This is a genomic window from Embleya scabrispora DSM 41855 (assembly GCF_000372745.1).
Lineage (GTDB): Bacteria > Actinomycetota > Actinomycetes > Streptomycetales > Streptomycetaceae > Embleya > Embleya scabrispora.
In genome coordinates this window covers 21,955-43,500 of record NZ_KB889703.1, presented here as the reverse complement: position 1 = coordinate 43,500, position 21,546 = coordinate 21,955, and the positions used below count along the sequence as shown (strand labels likewise).

General features: G+C 71.1%; 9 protein-coding genes and 1 pseudogene. 2 read left to right on the top strand and 8 right to left on the bottom strand.

Annotated elements, in window-relative coordinates; all coding sequences use genetic code 11:
- Positions 1-33 precede the first annotated feature (33 nt).
- Positions 34-411: pseudogene (locus A3IC_RS0140020) on the top strand (glycosyl hydrolase family 18 protein); the annotation flags it as partial.
- Positions 412-631: 220 nt separating this feature from the next.
- Here A3IC_RS0140020 and A3IC_RS0140015 read toward each other — a convergent pair.
- The 8 genes from A3IC_RS0140015 to A3IC_RS0139980 are packed head-to-tail and all read right to left on the bottom strand — an operon-like array spanning position 632 to position 20,168.
- Entirely contained in the window at positions 632-1,786 is a 1,155-nt protein-coding gene (locus A3IC_RS0140015; protein ID WP_020555679.1) for an acyl-CoA dehydrogenase family protein, read from the bottom strand.
- The gene (locus A3IC_RS59325) at positions 1,783-2,574 is read right to left on the bottom strand and encodes an aspartate/glutamate racemase family protein (RefSeq protein ID WP_245599794.1); all 792 of its coding nucleotides are present in this window, start codon (positions 2,572-2,574) and stop codon (positions 1,783-1,785) included. The genes A3IC_RS0140015 and A3IC_RS59325 overlap by 4 nt, the downstream gene beginning before the upstream one ends.
- Position 2,575: 1 nt before the next feature.
- Positions 2,576-5,035 (bottom strand): condensation domain-containing protein, encoded by a 2,460-nt coding sequence (locus tag A3IC_RS0140005; protein ID WP_020555677.1) that lies wholly within the window; start codon positions 5,033-5,035, stop codon positions 2,576-2,578.
- 1 nt (position 5,036) lies between these two features.
- Positions 5,037-6,869, bottom strand: coding sequence for a non-ribosomal peptide synthetase (locus A3IC_RS0140000; protein ID WP_020555676.1), 1,833 nt, complete (start codon positions 6,867-6,869; stop codon positions 5,037-5,039).
- 26 nt (positions 6,870-6,895) lie between these two features.
- Complete coding sequence (gene asnB, locus A3IC_RS0139995; protein WP_020555675.1) at positions 6,896-8,755, bottom strand: asparagine synthase (glutamine-hydrolyzing); 1,860 nt, start codon at positions 8,753-8,755, stop codon at positions 6,896-6,898.
- A gap of 1 nt (position 8,756) precedes the next feature.
- Entirely contained in the window at positions 8,757-12,638 is a 3,882-nt protein-coding gene (locus A3IC_RS59320; RefSeq protein ID WP_026219286.1) for a non-ribosomal peptide synthetase, read from the bottom strand.
- A gap of 34 nt (positions 12,639-12,672) precedes the next feature.
- On the bottom strand, positions 12,673-19,092 hold the full coding sequence (locus tag A3IC_RS59315; protein ID WP_052174032.1) for a non-ribosomal peptide synthetase: 6,420 nt from the start codon (positions 19,090-19,092) through the stop codon (positions 12,673-12,675).
- 50 nt (positions 19,093-19,142) lie between these two features.
- A complete protein-coding gene (locus tag A3IC_RS0139980; RefSeq protein ID WP_020555674.1) occupies positions 19,143-20,168 on the bottom strand; it encodes a hypothetical protein in 1,026 nt (341 codons plus the stop codon).
- A gap of 428 nt (positions 20,169-20,596) precedes the next feature.
- Here A3IC_RS0139980 and A3IC_RS0139975 point away from each other — a divergent pair, with 428 nt between their 5' ends.
- Entirely contained in the window at positions 20,597-21,544 is a 948-nt protein-coding gene (locus A3IC_RS0139975) for a class I SAM-dependent methyltransferase (RefSeq protein WP_245599793.1), read from the top strand.
- Positions 21,545-21,546: the final 2 nt, after the last annotated feature.

Below are 21,546 nucleotides of genomic sequence, written 5' to 3'. Positions count from 1 at the left end.
GGGGGTTGGTCTTCAACGAGGACAGTGCCGAACTTCAACTCGGCCGATGCCATCGCCAAGCTCCGGACGCAGGGCGTACCCGCGAAGAAGCTGCTGCTCGGCGTTCCCTTCTACGGCCACGGCTGGACGGGCGTCACCCAGAGCGAACCGGGCGGCACCGCGACCGCGCCCGCGTCGGGTGACGGAAGCTACCGCGCGCTCAAGGTTCGTTGCCCCGCCACCGGCCTGGCCGGCGGCACCTCGTACGGCCACTGCGGCAACGAATGGTGGGGTTACGACACCCCGGCCAGCCTCGCCGTCAAGACGAAGTGGGCCAGGGAACAGCAGCTGGGCGGCGCCTTCTTCTGGGAGCTGAGCGGCGACACCGAGAACGGCGAACTCGCCGCCGCCCTCGACCGCGGACTGGGATAACCCACTCGCCCCACCCGAGAAAGGTCGCGGCCGGACCGAGCGTGGCCGGCCGCGACGTTCCGGGCAGTCGGCGCAGCCTCGGACTCCCGGGGTCGGGCCGCGCGCGTCCGGATCCGGTGACCGGCCGGCAATGGCGTCGGCCCTTCCCGAACTCGCCGAGGGCCACTCGGAGGTCGGCGAACCCGGAGATGACGCGTCGCGGCGCTGCCCGGCGGTGGGGTCAGGACAAGCCAAGGTGCCTGGCGATCATCATCTGTTGTACCTCGGTGGTGCCTTCGCCGATTTCCAGGATCTTGGCGTCGCGGTAGAAGCGGCCCACGGGGCTGTCGTTCATCACGCCGGAGCCACCGAAGATCTGGGTCGCGTCCCTGGCGTTGTCCATCGCCGCCCTGGAGGAGACCAGCTTGGCCATCGCCGCCTCCTTCGAGAAGGATTCGCCGCGCAGCATCGAGGCCGCAGCCGAGTAGTAGGCCAGGCGTGCGGTGTGGGCGCGCGTCTCCATGTCGGCGATCTTGAACTGGATCGACTGGTACGCGCCGATGCGCTGCCCGAACGCCGTCCGCTCCTTGGCATGGCGCACACACTCGTCCACGCAGCCCTGGGCCATCCCCGCTCCGACGGCCGAGATCGCGATCCTGCTCTCGTCCAGCACCGACATGAACTGCGCGATGCCCAGGCCGCGTTCGCCGAGCAGGTGCTCGGCCGGCACCCGGCAGTCGGCGAAACCGAGTTCGTGGGTGTCCGAGGCGCACCAGCCCACCTTGGAGTACGACGGCGCCACCGTGAAGCCCGGGGTGCCCGACGGCACGACGAGCGCGGAGATCTCCTTGGCGCCGTCGGCGCGGGTACCGGTCACCGCCGTCACCGTGACCAGGCTGGTGATGTCGGTGCCGGAGTTGGTGATGAACGCCTTGCTGCCGTTGATCACCCATTCGTCGCCGTCGAGTGCCGCCTTGGTGCGGGCCGCCGCCGTGTCGGTCCCGCCGCCGGGTTCGGTGAGCCCGAAGCCGGCGATCCGCTCGCCGGTGCACAGGGCGGGGAGCCAGCGTTCCTTCTGTGCCGCGGTGCCGAACCGATGGATGGGGATCGCGCCGAGCGTCACGCCCGCGGACAGTGCGACGGCCACCGAGCAGTCCACTCTGGCCAGTTCCTCGATGGCCAGACACAGGGTGAACACATCCCCGCCCATGCCGCCGTAGCGTTCCTCGAAGGGCAGTCCGAACAAGCCCATGCGGCCCATGGCGGCGACCAGTTCGTAGGGAAACTCCTCGCGTCGGTAGATATCGGCGATCACCGGAGCCACCTTGGCGCGGGCGAAGTCGGCGACCGTCTCGCGCAGCAGCCGGCGTTCCTTCGACAGGCGTGAGCGTGTCATCGTGCTCCTTCGGGGGGATCGGACGTGGACCCGGAGCCGGACCCGGCGACCGCCCGTCGGGCCGTCGACGAGAGCAGGCCCGGTACGGGTCCGCGGTGGGGGTACAGGGCGTGCGCGCAGGCCGACGCCAGCGCGTCGACGCTGGACACCTGGAATTCCGCCGGCAGCCCGCTGTGCGCGTAGGCGAGCGGGAGTTCGGTACAGGCGCTGATCACCGGCAGGCACCGAATGCGCAGCAGCTCGTGGACCGCCGAACCCAGGGTCGCGCCGGCAGCCGGCAGCCGGTTCGCCTTCACCAGCACGGTGGCGGCGTGGATGCGCTGCTGGAGCGCCTCGTGGGGGAGCAGGAGTCGGTATCCCCGGTGCTGCGCATAGCGCTGATAGATGCCGCCGGCGACGGTACCCGCGGTCGCCGTCAACCAGGCCCCGTCGGGACTGGCGACCTCGGCGGCCCGCACGCTCGCCTCCACGATGTGCACCAGGGGCACCGGCAGTCGGCTGCGGAATCGATCGATGTAGACGTGCGCGGTGTTGCAGGGCACCGCGAGCAGCTCCGCGCCCCAGTCGGCAAGGGTGAACAGCGCCTGCCGGATCGGCAGGAGCGGTGCGTCGTCGCCCCTGAGCAGCGCGGCGGTCCGGTCCGGGATGCCCGGCTCGGACAGCATCAGGATCCGGGGGTGCTCCTGGTCGCTGCCGGCCGCGACGCGCACGGCCAGCAGCCGCAGGAACTCCGCCGTCGCCGCCGGTCCCATCCCACCGAGCACACCGAGGGTGCGTGAGCGCGCCACCTCAGCCGGCCTGCTCCCCGATCAGCCGCTGCGCGACGCGCTCGGGGATGTGGGCCGCCGCCAGCCGCGTGCCCACGGAGGCGGGACACCACCAGGTGAGCACGAGCTCGCCGGCGTCGACGACACCGGTGATCGTCGCATCGGTGTCGCCCGGGTGCCCCGGCCCGGCGAAGTCCCGCCACACCGTGTCGCGCAGCGTCCAGGCCACCCCCGACGGAAGCAGCGCGGCGGCCGGATCGCCGAAGTGTTCGTAGCGCACCCGGGCCGGCTCGGCCGCTCCCGCGACCCGTACGACGCTCGCTCCCCGCGCGAGTGGGGTCACCACCCAGCGGTCCGCTTCGGCCAGCGGACCGATCACCCGTGCCGCGGGCCTGCGCGTGGTGTGATCGAGGACGTCCGCGACCAGTCGCCCGCCGCCGAACTCCTCGACCAGCACGTGCGCGATCGCAGCGGCGACGTCGCGGGCCGTCGCCGCGCGCACCGGGCAGCGCGCTTCGAGCGGCTCCTCGGCGATCGGCTCGGGTGCGGGCGAACCCGGGAGGACACAGCCGGCCCCGGCGACCTCGGGGCCCGCCTCGTCCTCGACGTCGGCAAGCTCGGCCGGGTGGTCCAGGAACGACGCGGCAGGCGGCAACCGGACGTCCGAGCCCGCCTGGAGCTGTCCCAGCCCCAGGGCCAGGTCCGCCAACAGCACCCGCCAGGACTCGACATCCGCGGCCAGTTCGTGCACCACGATCAACAGACCCGCCGGCCGGGTACCCCGGTCGACCACCGCGGCCCGCAGCAGCGGACCCCGATCGACGTGCAGCCGGGCCCGCATCCGGTCGGTGAGCCGACGCAGCACCTGCCCCTGCGCGCCCGGGTCCTGGTCGGTGAGGTCCACCCGCGAGACGTGGACCGCACCGCCGAGGCCGCCCCGGGACTGCCGCCAGCCCTGATCCCCGTGGCCGAACCGCAGCCGCAACGCCTCGTGGTGCAAAAGCAGTTGCAGCCACACCCGCTTCAGGTCGGTGACCGGGAAACCGGCCTCCGAGGTCAGGAACAGGGCTCGGGCCCGGTGCGCCGCCCGGACCGGATCCCGATCGAGAATCCGACGCTGTACCGGACGGACCGCGACCGAGCGATCGGAATCCGCGTCCGCGGTGACGCCCCCGCCCCGCGAGCCCGGGGCCTTCGGGCGGTGCATCCCGCGCAGAGCCCACTGATCCACGGCGCCCGCGACCCTGGGGATCTCCGCCACCTGCACCCACTGCGCCGGTACCAGTGCGGGCGGCAGGGCATCGGCCACCGCGGCCGCGAGCCGGTCGCCCGACGCGCTTCGGTCGGCAACGTAGTAGACCGCCAGCCGGGCACCCGTCCGGTCGGCGTCGGCCGGGTCCGGATAGCCGATCCTGGCCAGCATCCGTTTCACCTGCGCGGTCTCCACCGGGGCGCGCAGCTCCGCGTCCGCCTCGGCGACGTCCAGATGCCCGAGCCGTACCTCCCAGCGGGTCGGCGCCTCGTAGTTGTGGAAACCGCGCTCCGCGGCGTGAACGTAGGTGCCCACATCGTTGATCATGCAGTTCGAGCTGCAGAACCCCGTATCGGTGGGCTGCGCCCAGAACGACGAGCGCTCGCGCAGGAAGGCTCGCACGTCCTCCTTCGTCACCGCCGAGTAGCGGAAGTAGTCGACGACCTGGACCGCGTTCACCGCGGCGGCGTCGACCGTGCCCGCGGCCCGGTGGTACACCTCCCGGCCCAGCCGCAGCTTCTCCTCGATCTCGGCCACGTCGAAGATGCCCTGCTCGTGGAACCAGGACAGCCGCTCGTCCATGATCTGGCCGCGGGAGAGCCCGGTGACCACCGTGGGGATGTCGCGCTGGTGCGCGAGTTCGGTGCTCAGGTCCAGGAGGGAGCGGAAGCACCCGTTGCACACGCTCTTGTGCTCCTGGAGCGAGTTCAGGAAGATCCGCTTCTGCTCGGCGTGGGTGGCGGTGACGTGTTCGATGCCCAGTTCGGCGGTGACGGTCTCGACGTTGCGCAGCGCGGTCCGCGAGATGAACCCGTTGTCGAAGGTGAAGGTCATCACCCGCAGACCCAGTCCCACGAGCTGGTAGAGCACATACGTGCTGTCCTTGCCGCCACTGAACAGCAGCAGGCAGTCGTAGTCCGATCCGCGCCCTCGCGCGGCCTCGCGCAGCCGCGGCGCCAGCTCCCGTGGGTCACGGAAGTAGGCGTGCATCGCCGATCGATGGGCGGCGTAGCGCGCGCACAGCGAACAGACCCCGTCCGGGTCGAAGCGCAGTCCCGGGTACGCGGCGCTGATCCCGCACCGGACACAGGCGCGGGCGCCGGCCGCCGCGGGGTCGGCCTCGTTGAGCACGACGGCGCAGTCGAGGACGCCGTCCTGGTCCAACACGGCCGTCCGCACCCGGCGTTCGACGGACTCGGTCTGCTCGGCGTCCAGTGGCTGGTCGGTCATGTCAGCTCCCGAAGAGGTCGTCGTCGGCGTCGTCGTCGGCGAGCAGCAAGCGCTCGACCAGGTGCGACAGGCCCTCGATCGTCTGGTTCGCCAGGAAGTCCGCCAGCGGGACGGACACCCCGAACTCCTCGGTCAGCCGCGCCAGTACCGAGATCACGGCCAGCGAGGTGCCCACGTCGAAGAACCGGGTGTGCACGTCGTCGACCGGGGCCGGCAGCGTACGCGCCCAGATCCCGGCGATCGTGCGTTCGGTGGCGGTGCGCGGTGCGACGGCGTCCGCGTCCGGTCGGGCGGGGGACCGCACGGGCACGGTGAGCGCCTTGCGGTCGATCTTGCCGCTGATGGTGCGCGGGATGAACTCCAGCGGCACGATCACCCCCGGGATCGCGCCGTCCGGCAGGTGTGCGCGCAGATGCTCGCTCAGCCGGGAGCGAAGCTCCTCGGGGTCCGTCCCGGTGCCGGTCTCGACGAACGCGCACAGGTACGGCGGGGCGTCGTCCGGCTCGACCGACACGACGGCCGCCTCGGCGACCGACGGGTCCTCGCGCAGGAGCTGCTCCACCCCGTCCAACTCCACCCGCACGCCGCCGACCTTGACCTGTCGGTCCCGGCGGCCGAGGAAGTCGAGCGTGCCGTCGAGCAGCAGGCGGGCGAAGTCACCGGTCCGGTAGACGACTTCGTCGTCGCCGGGCCGGGTGGGGTCGGCGATGAAGGCGCGTTCGGTCTCCTGCGGCCTGCGGTGGTACCCGAGGCTGCGGTAGGCCGTACGCAGGTGAATCTCGCCGACCCGCCCCGGCGGTACCTCCCGGCCGCGTTCGTCGAGCAGCAATACGACGGTGTCGGGCATCGGGCGCCCGATCGGGACGGACCTGCCCCGGGCGTCGGCGGCGGTGACGAAGTGGAAGGTCTTCGTCATGGTGGTTTCCGAGGGCCCGTAGAGGTTCAGCAGCCGGATCCGCTCGCCGAAGCGGTCGAACCAGCCGGCGGCGTCGGCGGGCAGCACGCGCTCGCCGGACAGGGCCACGCACTTCAGCGCCTCGAACCCCGGCCGGACCGTGTCGATCGCGCCCGCCAGGGCGCGAAAGACCGAGGGCACGCAGTGGATCAGATCGATCCGTTCCCGGTCCAGCCACCGGCACAGGGCGACCGGGTCGAGCCGGACGTCCTCGGCCGGCACGCATACCGTCGCGCCCACGCTCAACGGCAGGAGCAGGTCGCGCAGCACGGCGTCGAACGCGGGCGAGATCAGCTGGCCCACCCGCCATTGGGGACCGGCGCCGAGCAGCTCCGCCTCCCAGCGGATGTAGTGGTCCACCGCGCTCAGCCGGCCGAGGATCCCCTTGGGCCGGCCGGTGGAGCCGGAGGTGAAGAACAGGTAGCAGGGATCGTCCGGCGCCGGCACGTGGGGCGGGTAGTCGTTCCCGGGTCGGTCCTTGACCGTGCCGAGATCGACCAGGGTGGCCCGGTCGCACGTGTCGCGCACGTCCTCCGCGAGGTCGCCGTCGTCGGCGCCGACGACCAGGAGATCGGGGTCCGCCTCGCGCAGCATCCAGCCCAGCCGATCCGGCCGGGTGCCCACGTCGAGGGGGACCACCACACCGCCCAGCCGCAGGACGGCGAGCAGGGCCGCGGTCAGCTCGGCCCGGTCGCCGGCGAGGACCGCGACGACGGAGGCGCCGCGTGCTCCGCACCGATACAGCTCGGCCGCGACGGCGTCGACGCGTTGGTCCAGTTCGCGATAGCGCAGCGAGCCGTGCGCGGTCTGTACGGCGACTCGGTCGGGGAAGCGGTCGATCGCGCGGGCGACAAGCGACTGGATCGGTTCGAACGCCATTGCGGTTTCCTTTGCTCGACCCGCGTTCACACGTGACCGGGAAGGTTGAAGGTGTCCAGCAGAATTCCGAACGTCAGGACGACGAGCAACAGATCGTCGTCCAGGTGCGGGTGCAGGTCGAAGCCCGCGTCCAGGCTGCGCGAGCGCAACTGCTCCACGACCGCCGGATCGAAGTAGCCCTGACGGGCGATGCGCGCCGGGGACAGCAGGTCGTCGACCCATTCGACGTTGCGCCGGAGCAGCCGAGGGCTCGCGGGCGCGCGGAACCCGTACTTCTCCCGGCGGATGATCTCCGGCGGGACCAGTCCCTCCGCGGCCTGTTTCAGCACGAGCTTCTCGCCCCGCGCGCCCACCTTGAGCCGGTTGGGAACCTGCGTGGCGAAATCGAGCACGGCGCGGTCGAGGAACGGGTAGCGGGCCTCCACGGAATTGGCCAGGGCCATCCGGTCCCCGTGGTCGGTCAACAGGTGGTCCGACAGCCGCAGGGTGAAGTCCAGATAGGAGCGCTGACTGAGCCGCGGCCTGCCCACCAGGCGCTCGTGGTCGACGACCGGGTGGTGCAGACAGTCGAACTCCGCGAAGGCGGCCCGGGCCTGCTCGGAGTAGAGCTCGAACTTCGCGTCCCGCCACGCGTGGTACCGGCGCTCGTAGAAGAGCTCCGGGTCGCCCCACAGCCGGGCGCGAAGGTCGTCCTCGAAGGCGTCCTCCAGCGGATCACCCGACACCACCGGGCCGCGCCCACCCGCGTCGAACCGGTACCCGGGATACCCGCCGAAGAGTTCGTCGGCCCCCTCGCCGGTCAGGATCGCCTTGACGCCGTGTTCTCGCGCGAGCGCCGACAGGACCAGCGAGCAGGTGTTGTAGGTCTCCTTCACCGGGCACTCGGCATGGCGCACCATGCGCTGGAGTTCGGCGACGGTGTCCTGCTCCGTGAAGACCGCCTCGTGGTGCACGGACCCCACCTTGGTCGCCATCAGGCGCTGATACCCGGACTCGTCGATGGCCGCGTCGGGGAAGGTGATGGAGAAGGAGTGGGCGGGGGGCCCCGATTGCGACGCCAGCGCGCCGATCAGCGAGGAGTCGAGGCCGCCGCTGAGATAGAAACCGACCTCGACGTCGGCCCGCATCCGGAGCCGAACGGCCCGGGTGAGCAGTTCACGCAGGTGTTCCGGGTAGAACTCGTCGGGCCGGTGCGCGACGTCCTCGCGGGGGTAGCCCAGGGCCCAGTAGCACCGGTCGGTGACGACACCGTCCCGCACGATCAGGTAGTGGCCGTTGCGCACGCTCTCGATGCCGCGGAACATGGTGCGCGGACTCACCAGCCCGGGGAAGGTGAGGACCTGGTCCAGACCGGTGAGGTCCACGTCGCGCGGTACGCCGGGGTGTTCCAGGATCGACTTGATCTCCGATCCGAAGACGAAGTGACCGCCGGTGTCCGTGTAGTACAGGGGAGCGATCCCGGCGTGGTCGCGCGCGAGGAAGAGCTGTCGCCTGCGCCGGTCGTGGATCGCGAACGCGAACTGCCCGTTGAGTCGCGCCAACAGCTCGGGCCCCTCGTCCTCGTAGAGGTGCAGGATCACCTCGACGTCGCAGGATGACTCGAATCGGTGGCCCCGGGCGAGCAACAGGGCGCGCAGCTCGACGTGGTTGAAGATCTCGCCGTTGCACACCATCGTGACGCTGCCGTCCTCGTTGGACATCGGCTGCCCGCCGCCGGCGAGGTCGACCAGACTCAGCCGGCGGCAGGCCAGCGCCACGCCGTCCTGGATCAGGGTGCCCGCCGCGTCCGGGCCGCGGTGCGTCAACGTATCGCTCATCCGCTCCAGTACCTCGGCCGTCGTCGGTCGAGCGTTGTGCAGGACCATGGACCCGGTGATGCCGCACATGTCAGATCCGCTCCTTGATCGCCGGCGACAGGGGCATCGTCGATCGCAACGCCCGGGCGAGGACCGGTCCGATCACGCGCAGCGCCGCGGGGCGCATCATCCGCAGGTGCTCGCTGTCCACCGGCACCACCGCGATGTCCCCGCCGATGCAGGACCGCCACCGTTGCCCGGCCTGCGTTCCTCGGCCGCCGGGCGCGGCCTCGAAGAGCAGCAGCGAGCCGTCGAAGAACTCCGGGACGATCCCCGGATCCTGCAGGAGGCGGATGTTGTTGCCGGTGGCCCGCAGCAGCGCGGCCACCGACTCCTCGTCCAGGGCCGCCATCGCCTCCCCGCCGTCGAAGGCCACCAGCCGGACGTCGGAGGGCTCTTCGGTGTCGCGATCGGTACGGGCGCCCGCCGGCCAGGCGTCGATGGCGGCGAGCAGAGCGACCGCATGCCCCGACGCGCGCAGTCGGACCGCGACGGCATGGGCCGCGGCTCCGCCGAAGGACCAACCGGCAAGCAGATACGGCCCGTTCGGTTGGATGTCGACGATCCGCGCGCAGTAGTCCCGGACGAGCTCGGGGAAACTGCCGGCCAGGGCGGTGGAGCCGTCGAGACCGCGCGCCTGGAGGGCGTACACCGGGTGTCGGGCCGGAATGTACGGCAGCAGGCCCGCGTAACTCCAGCCCAGGCCACTCCCCGGATGGATGCACCACAGCGGCCGACCCGTTCCGCCGCGTAGGCGGATCAGCGGGCCGAGCAGGTCCGCCGTCGCGGGCTGGTCCCGGAGCAGCTGCGCCACGGTGGGTCGCACGAACAACTGCTTCAGGGTCAGTTCCAGCCCCAGGGCCTCCTTGGCCCGGGTGAGCAACCGCGGCATGAGCAGCGAGTGCCCGCCCAACTCGAAGAATCCGTCGTCGATGCCGACCGTGTCGACGCCGATCACCTCGGCGAACACCTGGCACAGCGACGCCTCCGCCGGGGTACGCGGCGCCCGCCGGTCACCGACCGGTGCGTCGGTCTCCGGCGGCGGAAGAGCGGCGCGGTCGAGCTTGCCGTGTGGCGTGACCGGCAGTTGGGCAAGGACCACGACGGCCGAGGGGACCATCGGCGCGGGCAGTGCGTCGGCGAGGGCCGCCCGGACGGCTGCCGGGCTCACGCTCGCGACCGGACCGGTCGGGACGACATACCCGATCAGGCGTCTGTCGTCGGAAGAACGCTCGTGGACCACGACCGCGCACCGGGAGATCCCGGGCAGGGCCAGCAGCGCGGCCTCCACTTCGCCCGGCTCGATGCGGTGGCCGCGCAATTTGATCTGGTGGTCCGCCCGCCCGACGTATTCGAGTTCGCCGTCGGAGCGCAGGCGGACCAGATCACCGGTGCGATACATCCGGGTACCGGCCCGGCCGAACGGATCCGCCACGAAACGCTCGGCCGTCAGCACGAACCGGCCCAGATAGCCTCGCGCGAGGGCCGGACCCGCCACGTACAGTTCGCCCGCGACGCCGCTCGGCACCGGGCGCAGCCGCTCGTCCAGGACGTACATGCTCAGGCCCTCGTGGGGGCGGCCGATGGGAACCGGTCCGGGCGGTGTGGGCTCGCCCGGGTCGAGCCGGAACCGGGCACAGTCCACGGTCGCCTCGGTGGGGCCGTAGAGGTTGTGGACCACGACGTCCGGGTGTTGCTCCCGCCACCTGGCCAGCGACTCCCCGCGCAACGCCTCACCGCCGATCAGCAGGCATCGGGTCGGCGACGGATCCACCGGCATCGCCGCCATCAGGTCGAGATGGCTCGGCGTGACGTCCAAGAGGGAGTGGCGGAGCGGGCCGGTGTGGGGCCCGGCCAACTCGTCCAACCGCACGTGCCCGCCGCTCACCAGCGGGGTGTACAGGGCGGTCACCGTCAGGTCGAAAGACAGCGAGGTATGGACCAGGCTCGACCCGGCCGCGCTCGGATACGCCGCCCGTGCCTGTTCCACATAGGCGGCCAGGGAACGGTGTTCCACCACCACGCCCTTGGGGCGGCCGGTGGAACCGGAGGTGTAGATCACATAGGCGGCGTTCGCCTCGTGCGGCACACCGGCCCGCGCACTGCGGGTCGGTCCCGCTTCGGGCGGCATATCCGCCGCCTCGTGCTGCCAGGCGGCGATGTCCAGAACGGGGACGGTGCCCGCCCCGGCCGGGCCGGCCGCGCTCCCCGTGGTGATGAGCAGCGTGGGCGCCGAGTCCGTGAGCATGAAGGCGATCCGGGCGGCCGGGTAATCCGGGTCCACCGGCAGGTACGCGGCGCCGGCCTTGAGCACGCCGAGCATGGCGACGACCGCGTCGATGGAGCGGGGCAGCAGCAGCGCCACGATGTCCTCGGCGCCGATACCCCGGCCGGTCAGCCATCGGGCCAGCCGGTCGGCCCGCGCGTTCAGTGCCCGGTAGGTCGTCCGTGCCTGCCCGGCAATCAGTGCCGTCGCCTCCGGAGTACGCGCCACCTGCGCCTCGAAGAGCCCGGGGAGCAACTGCTCCCGGGTTCGAGCCGGGGCCGGGCGGCACGCGCCGAGGAGGGCGCCGCGCTCACCGGGCCGGAGAATCTCCACGTCGCCGATGGAGCGGTCCGGGTCCGCAGCCATGGCCGCGAGCACCGACTCCAGCCGTTCGACCATGTGTTCGGCGGTGATCGAGTCGAACAGATCGCGGGCGAACTCCAGGCCGCCTTCCAGGCCGTCGGGGCTGCCGTCGTCGGTCTGTCGCTCCCGGAGGTGGAGCGACAGGTCGACTTTCGCGTCCGGGTTGTCGATCGGTTCCTCGGTGGCCGGCAGGCCCGGGAGGTAGGGGAGGTTCGTGGTGCGGTCCTCCAGGACGAGCATGACCTGGAACAGCGGGTTCCACGCCGCCGAACGGGAGGGGGCGAGCACGTCGACGAGCCGTTCGAACGGCACGTCCTGACGTGCGTACGCCGCCAGGTCCGTCTCCCGTACCCGGGCCAGGAGTTGCTGGAAGGACGGATTACCGCCGGTGTCGGTGCGCAGCACCAGCGTGTTGACGCACATCCCCACCAGATCGTCCATCGCCTCGTCGGACCGGCCGGCGACGGCCGAGCCGATGGGGATGTCGGTGCCGGCGCCCAGCCGGGTCAACAGGGCGGCGAGCCCGGCCTGCAACACCATGAAGAGACTGACCCGCTCCTGTCTGGCCAGCTCGATCAGGGCCAGGTGCGTCCGGGCTGCGATCAGCATCGGGATCGTCTCGCCGCGATGGGAGGCCGCGGCCGGCCGAGGCCGGTCCACGGGCAGCGACAGATTCTCCGGGATGCCGGCCAAGGCGCCGCGCCAGTAGGCCAGTTGCTCGCTGATCAGACTGTTCGGATCAGCCTCGTCGCCGAGCAGTTCACGCTGCCACAGGGTGTAGTCGATGTACTGGACCGGCAGCGGATCCCAGCCCGGCGCCCGCCCCGCGCACCGCGCCCCATAGGCGGTCGCCAGGTCGCGCAGGAGTGGTTCTCGCGACCAGCCGTCCGCCGCTATGTGGTGCAGGAGGATCAGCAGGACGTGCTCGTCCGGTCCGAGCGAGAGCAGGGTGAACCGCACGGGCGCTTCCGTGGTGAGGTCGAAGACGTGCGCTCCCGCGGCTCGAAGGACCCCGGGCAGTTCCGGCGGCCGAATTCGTTCGACCGCCAGGACGGGCCAGGCCGCGGAGTCCTCCAGGACCACCTGGCGGGGGGCGCCGTCGGACTCGGGAAAGACCGTGCGCAGGCTCTCGTGTCTGGCCAGGACATCGGTGAACGCGGCCCGCAGCGCCGCCACGTCCGGCTCCCCGAAGAGTCGGTACACCAACGGGATGCGGTAGCCCGTCCCGTCGTCCAGCTTGTTGAGGAACCAGATCCGGTGTTGCGCGTACGACAGCGGAATCATCAGCGGTACCCCAGGTGGGTGCGGTCCGAGTGGATCACGAGCCGTCGCTCCGTTCTTCGGCCGCGGGCCCCGGGCGGGGCATCCGCCGCAACGCCGGCCGGCGCGAACGTTTCGTGCCCTTGACCCGGGCGGCCAGCGCCGCCGGCGTCGGCGCCTCGAACACCGCGCCCACCTCGACGTCGATGCCCAGCACGGTCCGGATCCGGCTCGTCAGTCGGGTGGCCAGGAGCGAATGACCGCCGAAGTCGAAGAAGGAGTCGTCCGGTCCGACCCGCTCCAGTCGCAGTACGTCCGCGAACAGCGCACACAGGGCCTCCTCTTCCGGCGTAGCCGGTGTCCGGGTCGAGGCGAACTGCGCGAAGTCCGGGGCGGGCAGCGCCCGGCGATGGACCTTGCCGCTCACGGTCAGCGGCAGGTCGGCCAGGATCAGCACCGCGGTGGGCACCAGGAAGTCCGGCACCGACTCGGCCACGAAGCGGCGCAGCGCGACCGGGTCCGGACGGGTGCCCGCGGCCGGCACGACGTAGGCGACCAGCCGCTTCTCTCCCGCCTGGTCCTCGCGCACGACGACCGCGACCCGGTCGACGTCCGGGTGCCGGGCGAGCACCACCTCCACCTCTCCGGGCTCGATCCGAAACCCGCGCACCTTGACCTGATCGTCGACGCGACCCACATAGTCCAACCGGCCGTCGCCGGACCAGCGCACCAGATCGCCGGTGCGGTACATGCGCTCGCCGGGGCCGTCGAAGGGGTTCGGCACGAACCGGTCGGCGGTCAGGCCGGGACGATTCCAGTACCCGCGGGCCAGGGCCGCGCCGGCGATGTACAACTCACCGGTCACCCCCGGCGGAACCGGCCGCAGGGTCCGATCCAGCACGTACATACGGGTGTTCCAGATCGGCGTTCCCAACGGCGCGGTCGAGGACTCCCAGTGCGTCAGGTCCGCCGGCAGCGAGAAGGCGGTCACCAGATGCGTCTCGGTGGGGCCGTAGAGATTGTGCAGCCGCACCTTCGGCCGCGCGGACAGGAACTCCCGGACCCCGGGGGTCAGTCGCAGCACCTCGCCGCCCTGTCCGATGTCGCGCAGTGCCGGCAGCGCCAACCCCTGGGCCAGGGCCGCCTCGCACACCGCCTCCACCATCACGTTCGGCGCGCAGAACTGCTCCACCTCGTGCTTGTCCAGCCATCTGGTGAACGCCGCCGGGTCGCGCCGGACCTCGTCGTCGGGGACGACCAGGTGCCTGCCGGAGGTGAGGGTCTCGATGATCTCCCAGGCCGAGACGTCGAAGCTGATCGCCGCGAACTGCGCCACCGGGCCGCCGATGCCCGTCCGCTCCCGCCGGACCCACCGGGCGTGCGCCTGCACCAGGTTCACCATCGCACCCGTACCCATGGTGACGCCCTTGGGCCTGCCGGTCGAGCCGGACGTGTGGATCACATACGCCGGGTGCAGCGCCGACAACGGCCCGGTCCGTTCGTCGTCGCGCAGGTCGTCGGCCGACTCGGCGGCCGCCGCGGCGCCGGTCCGCGGCTCGTCCAGGAGCAGGCGCGGGACGCCGGGCGGCAGTTCCGCACTCGTGCGCACGGTGGTCAGCAGCAGGGCCGGCCGGACGTCGTCGAGGAGGAAGGCGATCCGCTCGGCCGGATACTGCGGATCCAGCGGCAGGTACGCCGCACCCGCCTTGAGCACCGCCCACACCGCCGCCACCAGGTCGAGCGAGCGCGGCACGGCCAGGGCGACCACGGATTCGGGCCCCACCCCGGCGGCCACCAGCAGCCTCGCCAGCCGGTTCACCCGGGCGTTGAACTCGCGGTACGTCATGCTCCCGTCGGGCGCGGTGACCGCCGTGCGCTCGGGGCCCTGCTCGACCCGGGACTCGAACAGGGCCGGCAGCGTGGTCTCGACGACCGGGTGATCCGTGTCGTTCCAGTCCCGCACCACCCGCTCGCGCTCGCCGGGCGCCCACAGTTCGAACGCGCCGATCCGGCGGGTGGGCTCGCTCACCACCTGTGCGAGCAGGCGCCGCAGCCGGTCCGCGATGGACAACGCGGTGCTCCGGTCGAACAGGTCGGTGCCGAAGAGCAGGGCGCCGCTCAGTCCGGTGGGGCCCTGCGACCCGGCGGACTCGTCGTCGAACTCCACCACCAGGTCGAACGGGGACATGCCGGTCCACACCGACTCGGGGTGCACCTCGATGCCGGGCAGCACCAGTTCGCCCGAGCGAGTGTTGCGCAGCACGAGCGCCACCTGGAACAGGGGATGCCGGGCCAGGGAACGCTCCACCGCCAGGTCGCCGACCAGCAGTTCGAAGGGGACGTCCTGGTGGGCGTAGGCGTCCAGGCAGGTTTCCCGCACCCGGGCGAGCAACTCGGTGAAGGTCGGATCTCCCGACAGGTCCGTACGCACCACGAGGGTGTTGGTGAAGAACCCCACCAGCTCCTCCAGCGCGTCGTCCAGACGTCCGGCCACCGGCGCACCGATGGGGACGTCGTCGCCGGCTCCGAGCTTGGACAGCAGCACGGCCAGCACGGCTTGGAGCACCATGAACGTGCTCGCGTCGTGTGCCCGGGCCAGGTTCACCAGCCCCAGGTGCACGTGCGCCGGGATCTCCAGCGGAACCGAGTCGCCCGCGTAGGAGGGCAGGGCGGGCCTGGGCCGGTCCGACGGGAGGCTGATCTCCTGCGGCAGCTCGGCCAGGGCCCGCCGCCAGTAGGCCAGTTGTCCGGCGTGGACACTGTCCGGATCCGCCGCCGAGCCGAGCCGGTCCCGCTGCCACAGGGTGTAGTCGGCGTACTGGACCGGGAGCGGCGCCCAGCCGGGTTCCCGTCCGGCGGCGCGCTCGGTGTATGCCCGGCCCAGATCAGCCAACAGCGGACGCAACGACCAGGCGTCGCCGGCGATGTGGTGCATCACCAGCAACAGGACGTGTTCCCTGGGCGACAGGGCGACCAACCGCGCGCGCAGTGGGATCTCCGACTCCAGGTCGAACGCCCGCCGGGTGGCCCGGGCCAGGTCCTGTGCCAGGTCGGCCCGGCCGATCGGCACCACGGGCAGGTCGAGGTCAACCGAGTCGGCGGAGAGCACGTGCTGATACGGATGGCCGTCGTCGGCCGGGAACACGGTGCGCAGTACCTCGTGCCGGCCCACCAGGTCGCGCAGCGCGGCGCGCAGGGCGGCGACGTCCAAGGCACCGAGCAGACGCAGCCCCATGCCCTCGTTGTACGTGGCGACCGGCCCCTGGAATTGTCGAAGGAACCACAGTCGGGACTGGGCGAACGACAGCGGGATCCGGTCGGGCCGCACCGCCGGGACCAGTGCGGGCCGGGCCGGGCCGGCCGTGCCGAGCCGGGCGGCCAGCGCCGCGACGGTCGGTGCCTCGTACACGGTCCGAATGCCCGTCTCCCGGCCGAGCACGGTCCGGATCCGGGTGAGCAGGCGCGTCGCCGACAGGGAGTGGCCGCCCAGCGCGAAGAAGCTGTCGTCGACGCCGACCGAGGTCAGGCCCAGCACCTCGGCGAAGATCGCGCACAGCGCCTTCTCCGCGGGTGTGCCGGGCTCGCGTCCGCCGCTCGGGGCCTGGCGGGAAGGTGCAGGCAGGGCGCGCTCGTCCACCTTCCCCGCGGTGGTCAACGGCAGCGCGTCCAGCACGACGAAGGCGGCGGGCACCATGTAGTCGGGCAGGAAGCCGGCCACCTGCGCACGGATCGCCGCGATGTCCGGCCGCGCTCCCGCCGCGGGCACCAGGTAGCCGACCAGGCGCTTGTCGGTGCCGGGGTCCTCGCGCACCACGGCGAGCGCGGCGGCGACGCCGGCGCACCGGGCCAGGGCGGCCTGCACCTCGCCCGGCTCGATCCGGAAGCCGCGGATCTTGACCTGGCGGTCCGCCCGCCCGACGAAGTCCAGATCGCCGTCCGACGTCCAGCGCACCAGGTCCCCGGTACGGTACATCCGCGATCCGGGCGCACCGAAGGGGTTCGGGACGAAGCGCTCGGCGGTGAGGCCGGGGCGCCGCAGATAGCCCCGGGCCAGGCCGGGTCCGGCGACGTAGAGCTCGCCGACGGCGCCCGGGGGCAGCAGGTGCAGACCGGCGTCCAGCACGTACGCCGCGGCGTGGGCGACCGGTGGGCCGATCGGCGGCGATCGGCCGTCGGAGGGCGCGACACACAGTTTCTGCGCGGCGTCGACGGTGGTCTCGGTGGGTCCGTATCCGTTCCAGAACTTTCGTCCGTCCGCGGCCCACTGGTCCACGAGCGTTGCCGGCACGCGCTCGCCACCGGCGGACACCGTGCGCAGCGCGGGCAGTTCGTCGGGCCGCAGCAGATGCATCAGGGCCGGGGACAGATGCGCGACGGTGACCCGATGGGCGGCCATCAGCCGTTGCAGGGCTTCGGCGTCGAGCCGTTGGTCGTCGTCGGCCAGCACGATCTGCGCCCCGGCGGCCAGGGAGACCCACAGTTCGAGCATGGAACCGTCGAAGGTGAAGGCGTACGCCGCCAGGACACGGTCCTGCTCGCCCACGCCGTACGCCTGGACGGCGTGCGCCACGTACCGGGCGATCGACCGGTGTTCGATCACCACCCCCTTGGGACGTCCGGTCGACCCCGAGGTGTAGATCACGTACGCCGGATGCGCCGGGAGGAGGTCGGGCGCGGGTGCGTCGGGTAACTCGGCGAGGGGCGTCCGGTCGGCGGCGCCGGTGACCTCGTCCACCACCAGACACCGTGGCCCGGTCCAGCCTGGTGGAAGTCCCCGCGCCAGGTCCGCCGTCGTCACCACCAGAGCCGGTCGCGCGTCGTCGAGCATGTACGCGATGCGCTCCGGCGGGTACCCGGGATCGATCGGCACGTAGGCGCCTCCGGCGGTGAGCGTGGCCAGGAAGGCCACCACGCCCGCCGGGGAGCGGGGCAGCAGTACGGCCACGAACCGCTCGGGTCCGACGTCCCGCTCGGTGAGCACGCGGGCCAGCCGCCCCGCCCGGGCCCGGAGTTCGGCATACGTCAAGGAGGTGTCCCCGTACACCAGCGCGGTCCGCTCCGGGGTGCGCAGGGCCTGCTCGGCGAGCAGCTCGGACAGGGTGCGCGGGGGGAGCGGTGCGGACGGCGGGTTCCACCGGGTCAGGAGCAGCCGCCGAACGGCGGCCGGCAGCACGTCGATTCGGCCCACCGGGGTGTTGCCCGGCGTGTCGACGACGCGGTCGAGCGCTTCGTCGAGCAGGCGCGCGCAGCCGGCGTGCGTGCGCTCGTCGAACCGGTCGGGGTCGGTGTCGACGGCCAGTTGCAGGCTGCCGTCGCGCGAGATGTCCCACAGGTTCAGGGAGATCTCCTCGAAGGGCCCGGTGGCGAGGTTGTGGGCGACGAAGGGCCGGCCGGCGAGGGTGACTCGGTAGTCGAACGGCATGACGTTCAGGGAGACCGCCCAGGGCACCTCCCCCGGGGCGAGGCCGAGGTCGTGGCGGATGTCCTCATAGCGGTATCGCTGGTGGCGCATCGCCTCCAGGACCTGGACAACGCTTCGGTCGACCAGGTCCGCCAGGGTCGTCTCGGGACGCACCGACAGGCGGATGGGGACCACGTTGGCCACGACTCCGGGAATCGTCTGCTCGATGCCGGGGCCGCGGCCGGGTACGGCGAAGCCGATGACCACGTCCGTCTCGCCCGTGGCCCGGGCGGCGAAGAGCGCGGTGGCCGCGACCGCGAGGCCGGCCAGGTTGGTTCCGAAGCCGCGGCAGGCGGACCGGAGTCGGTCGGCCGCCGCGGGGTCCAGGTTCCTCGTCTCGCGCCGGCGCGCGCGGGCCGGTCCTTGCACCGTCCCGCCGGCCAGGGACACCGGGCGGGGCCGGTCCGCCAGCAGGTCGAGCCAGTACCGCCGGTCCTCGTCGAACGCGGGGGAGGCGCGGTACGCCGCATCGGCGTCGACGAGGGCCTGCACGGACTCGAAGGGTTCGCCGTCGGCCGAGCCGCCCTCGAACAGGGCGGTGTAGAGCTCGGCGACGCGGGCGACCACCAGGGGGAAGCCGAATCCGTCGTTCACGATGTGGTGGCAGCCCTGGTACCAGTGGAAACGCCGATCGTGCAGCTTGAAGAGCGCGAACGTGACGAGCGGCCCGCGTTCGAGGTCGCGCGGGCGGGCCAGATCGGCACTCATCCACTCCAGCGCGGACCGGTGCGGGTCCCGGTCCGCGCTCACGTCGACGACGTGCAGGCGATGTTCGAGGTCCGGGTCGACCTCTTGGCGGAGCCCGTCCTCGTCCTCGAAGAATCTCAGCCGCAGGGTCTCCGCCTCGGACACGGTCTGCCGCAATGCCTCCTCGAACAGGCCGATGTCGAGGGAGCCGTCGATGTCGAGATACTCGCCCTCGTTGAGGATCGGGCTCTCGGGGTCGAATCGATGGGCGTACCACAGGCCCCGCTGCCCTGCCATGAGCTCGATACGTCCGGCGCTGCGGTCCGACATCTCACACTCCAGATCGAGACGACGCTTGGCGAGGTGCTCCCTGCGGTGGGTCAGCCGGGGTGGTCGAGATAGGAGTCGAGTCCGCCGCTGCGTCGCACGTCGAGGGTGGCGCAGTGGAAGGAGCCACCGAAACTGTTGAAGTTGCGGAAGCTGCACGGAATGGGGGTGAAGCCCCACTCCTTCATCGCGGAGATCATCGGCTCGTCGCCGCGTTCGACCACGACGCGGTTCTCGTCCAGCATCAGGACGTTCATGTTGATCCACTTGCTGGTCAGGTAGAGCGGGTGACTGTCGGGAATCACCGGCCGGGGGGCGCGCATCACGTCCCAGCCCTTGAAGATCGCGGGTACCTTCGACACCCGCTCGGGGTGCACGAGCAGCTTCCCGGGAGCCAGCGGGGCCAGCGTGGCGTCGATGTGCATGGGGTGCGTGTCGTCGAACTCGAGGACGTGGATCCGGTATCGATCACCGAGATGGCGGCGCAGCCAGTCGATGCCGAACTCGTTCGTGACGTTGCTCTTCTGCGCGACGATGTCGCGCCCGAGCCGCAGGAAGTCGGCCGCGTCGAAGGTCGGCTCGAACTCGGTCACGATCAGCCGGGTCGGCATCCCCTCGGCCGGCTCGGTCCAGGTCAAGTCGTATTGTTCGTCGGTGAGTTCGGGCTTGGGTCCGGCGCTCCACCGGGCGCCGGTCCGGAAGTACTCCTTCAGGAGCGGCCGGTAGGCGAGGGTCTCGTAGTACCGGGAGCGCCAGGCCATCGGGCACTCGATGACGTCCTCGCCCACCACCAGGAGGCAGTCCCGCGGCATGGCCGCGTACAGACCGGTGCTGGTCCAGTCGCGCGTGGCGTAGGGCGTGCGCTGCGCGACCGGCTCGGGGCGTCGGACCGTCACCCCCTCGGCTTCGAGGATGTGCACGAACTCGTCGAGTTCCTTGCGGGCCGCGGCGATCAGCTCCGCGGGAAACGGTTGCCCGCCGCAGCGGCGGAAGGTCTCGTGCTGGTGCGCCGGAATGACCGGTTCCAGTGACGCGTGCCACGGGGGAAACGTGGCGTCGTCAACTATCCCGACAATCACTTCTTCGAGTGGATCCCACTCGGTATATGACGAGACGGAAGAATTTCCTGGTAAGGGTATGTCTGCTGACGAATCGGACAACGTGAACTCCAGTCACTCTGCCGCATTCCGGTCCGACGGTCGCGCCAAGCCCTATCCAGGGAGGCCGCAAGGCAGGCGGGGTGACATGAATTCCAGCCGCCGTCCCGGCGTGCCGAGTGGTCGGCGGCCCTGGTCGTCCAGGTGGGTCATGGTGAACCTGCCGTCGGTGCGGTCGCCCTGTCAACACGACGCCGATGTGACGCACGTCACTTGCGTTATCCGATCGTGATCATGGATATTAAATGTCGCCTGTCGTAAATTTTTGTTTCTCACCATTTTGCGTGAGAGGGGTGGATGTGACGCCGGGGGACAGCGAAAGAGCGATAACCCACATATACAATTCTGCGGTGGCGGCTTCGGCCATCGGTGCCGCCTGGGAACTCGGTATGTTTGACGAGTTACACACGCAGGGAATGCTCGACGTGCAGAGTTTCGCGGCCGCACGGGGACTCGACACCGTTTCCGTTCTCGGCCTCTTTCGGGCACTGTCGGCGGTCGAGATCGTCGAGCGCGAAGAGTTCAAGATATTACCGGGCGTCCACTTCTCCGAGGCATACCGAAACAAATCGTTCTTTCACTGGCTCACCAGGGGGAGTGCCGATCTGTTCCGGCGGGCGCCCGAGGTCGTGCGTACCGAGAACAGGGTGGGAAATTTCTGCCCGCGCGACAGCGCCGCCATCGCCTTCGCGTGCCGGGAGATCAGCGAGTTCTGCTACGACCCCTGGTTCTGGCAGACGGTGCAGGGCCTGGACTTCGACTTTCACGTCGTCGCCGACCTGGGCTGCGGCAGCGGCGAGCGGCTCATGCAACTCCTCGGCCGCCATCCGGGTACCCGGGCCGTGGGCATCGACATCGCCCAGCCGGCCGTACGGATGGCAACCGCCGCGGCGGCCGCGGCCGGCCTTGCCGACCGGATGACGTTCGTGCAGGCCGACGTGCTGACGATGGCCCCGGTTCCGGCGTTCGAAGAGGTCGAACTCCTGACCTGTTTCATGATGGGGCACGATTTCTGGCCCCGGCAAAGGTGCATCGAAAACCTTCGGCGGCTGCGCATCCTGTTCCCGCGGGCGCGCAGATTCCTGCTGGGTGACGCCACCCGCAGCGAGGGAGTCGCCGACCGTGACCTGCCGATCTTCGCGCTGGGATTCGAGGTCGCGCACGACATGATGGGCACCTTCATTCCGACCGTGCGCGACTGGGAATCCGTTTTCGAGGAAGGCGGTTGGCGGCTCAGGAGTAAAAATTCGATCGACATCGCCGTCGGCGAGGTCATCTTCGAACTCGAAAAGCTCTGAGC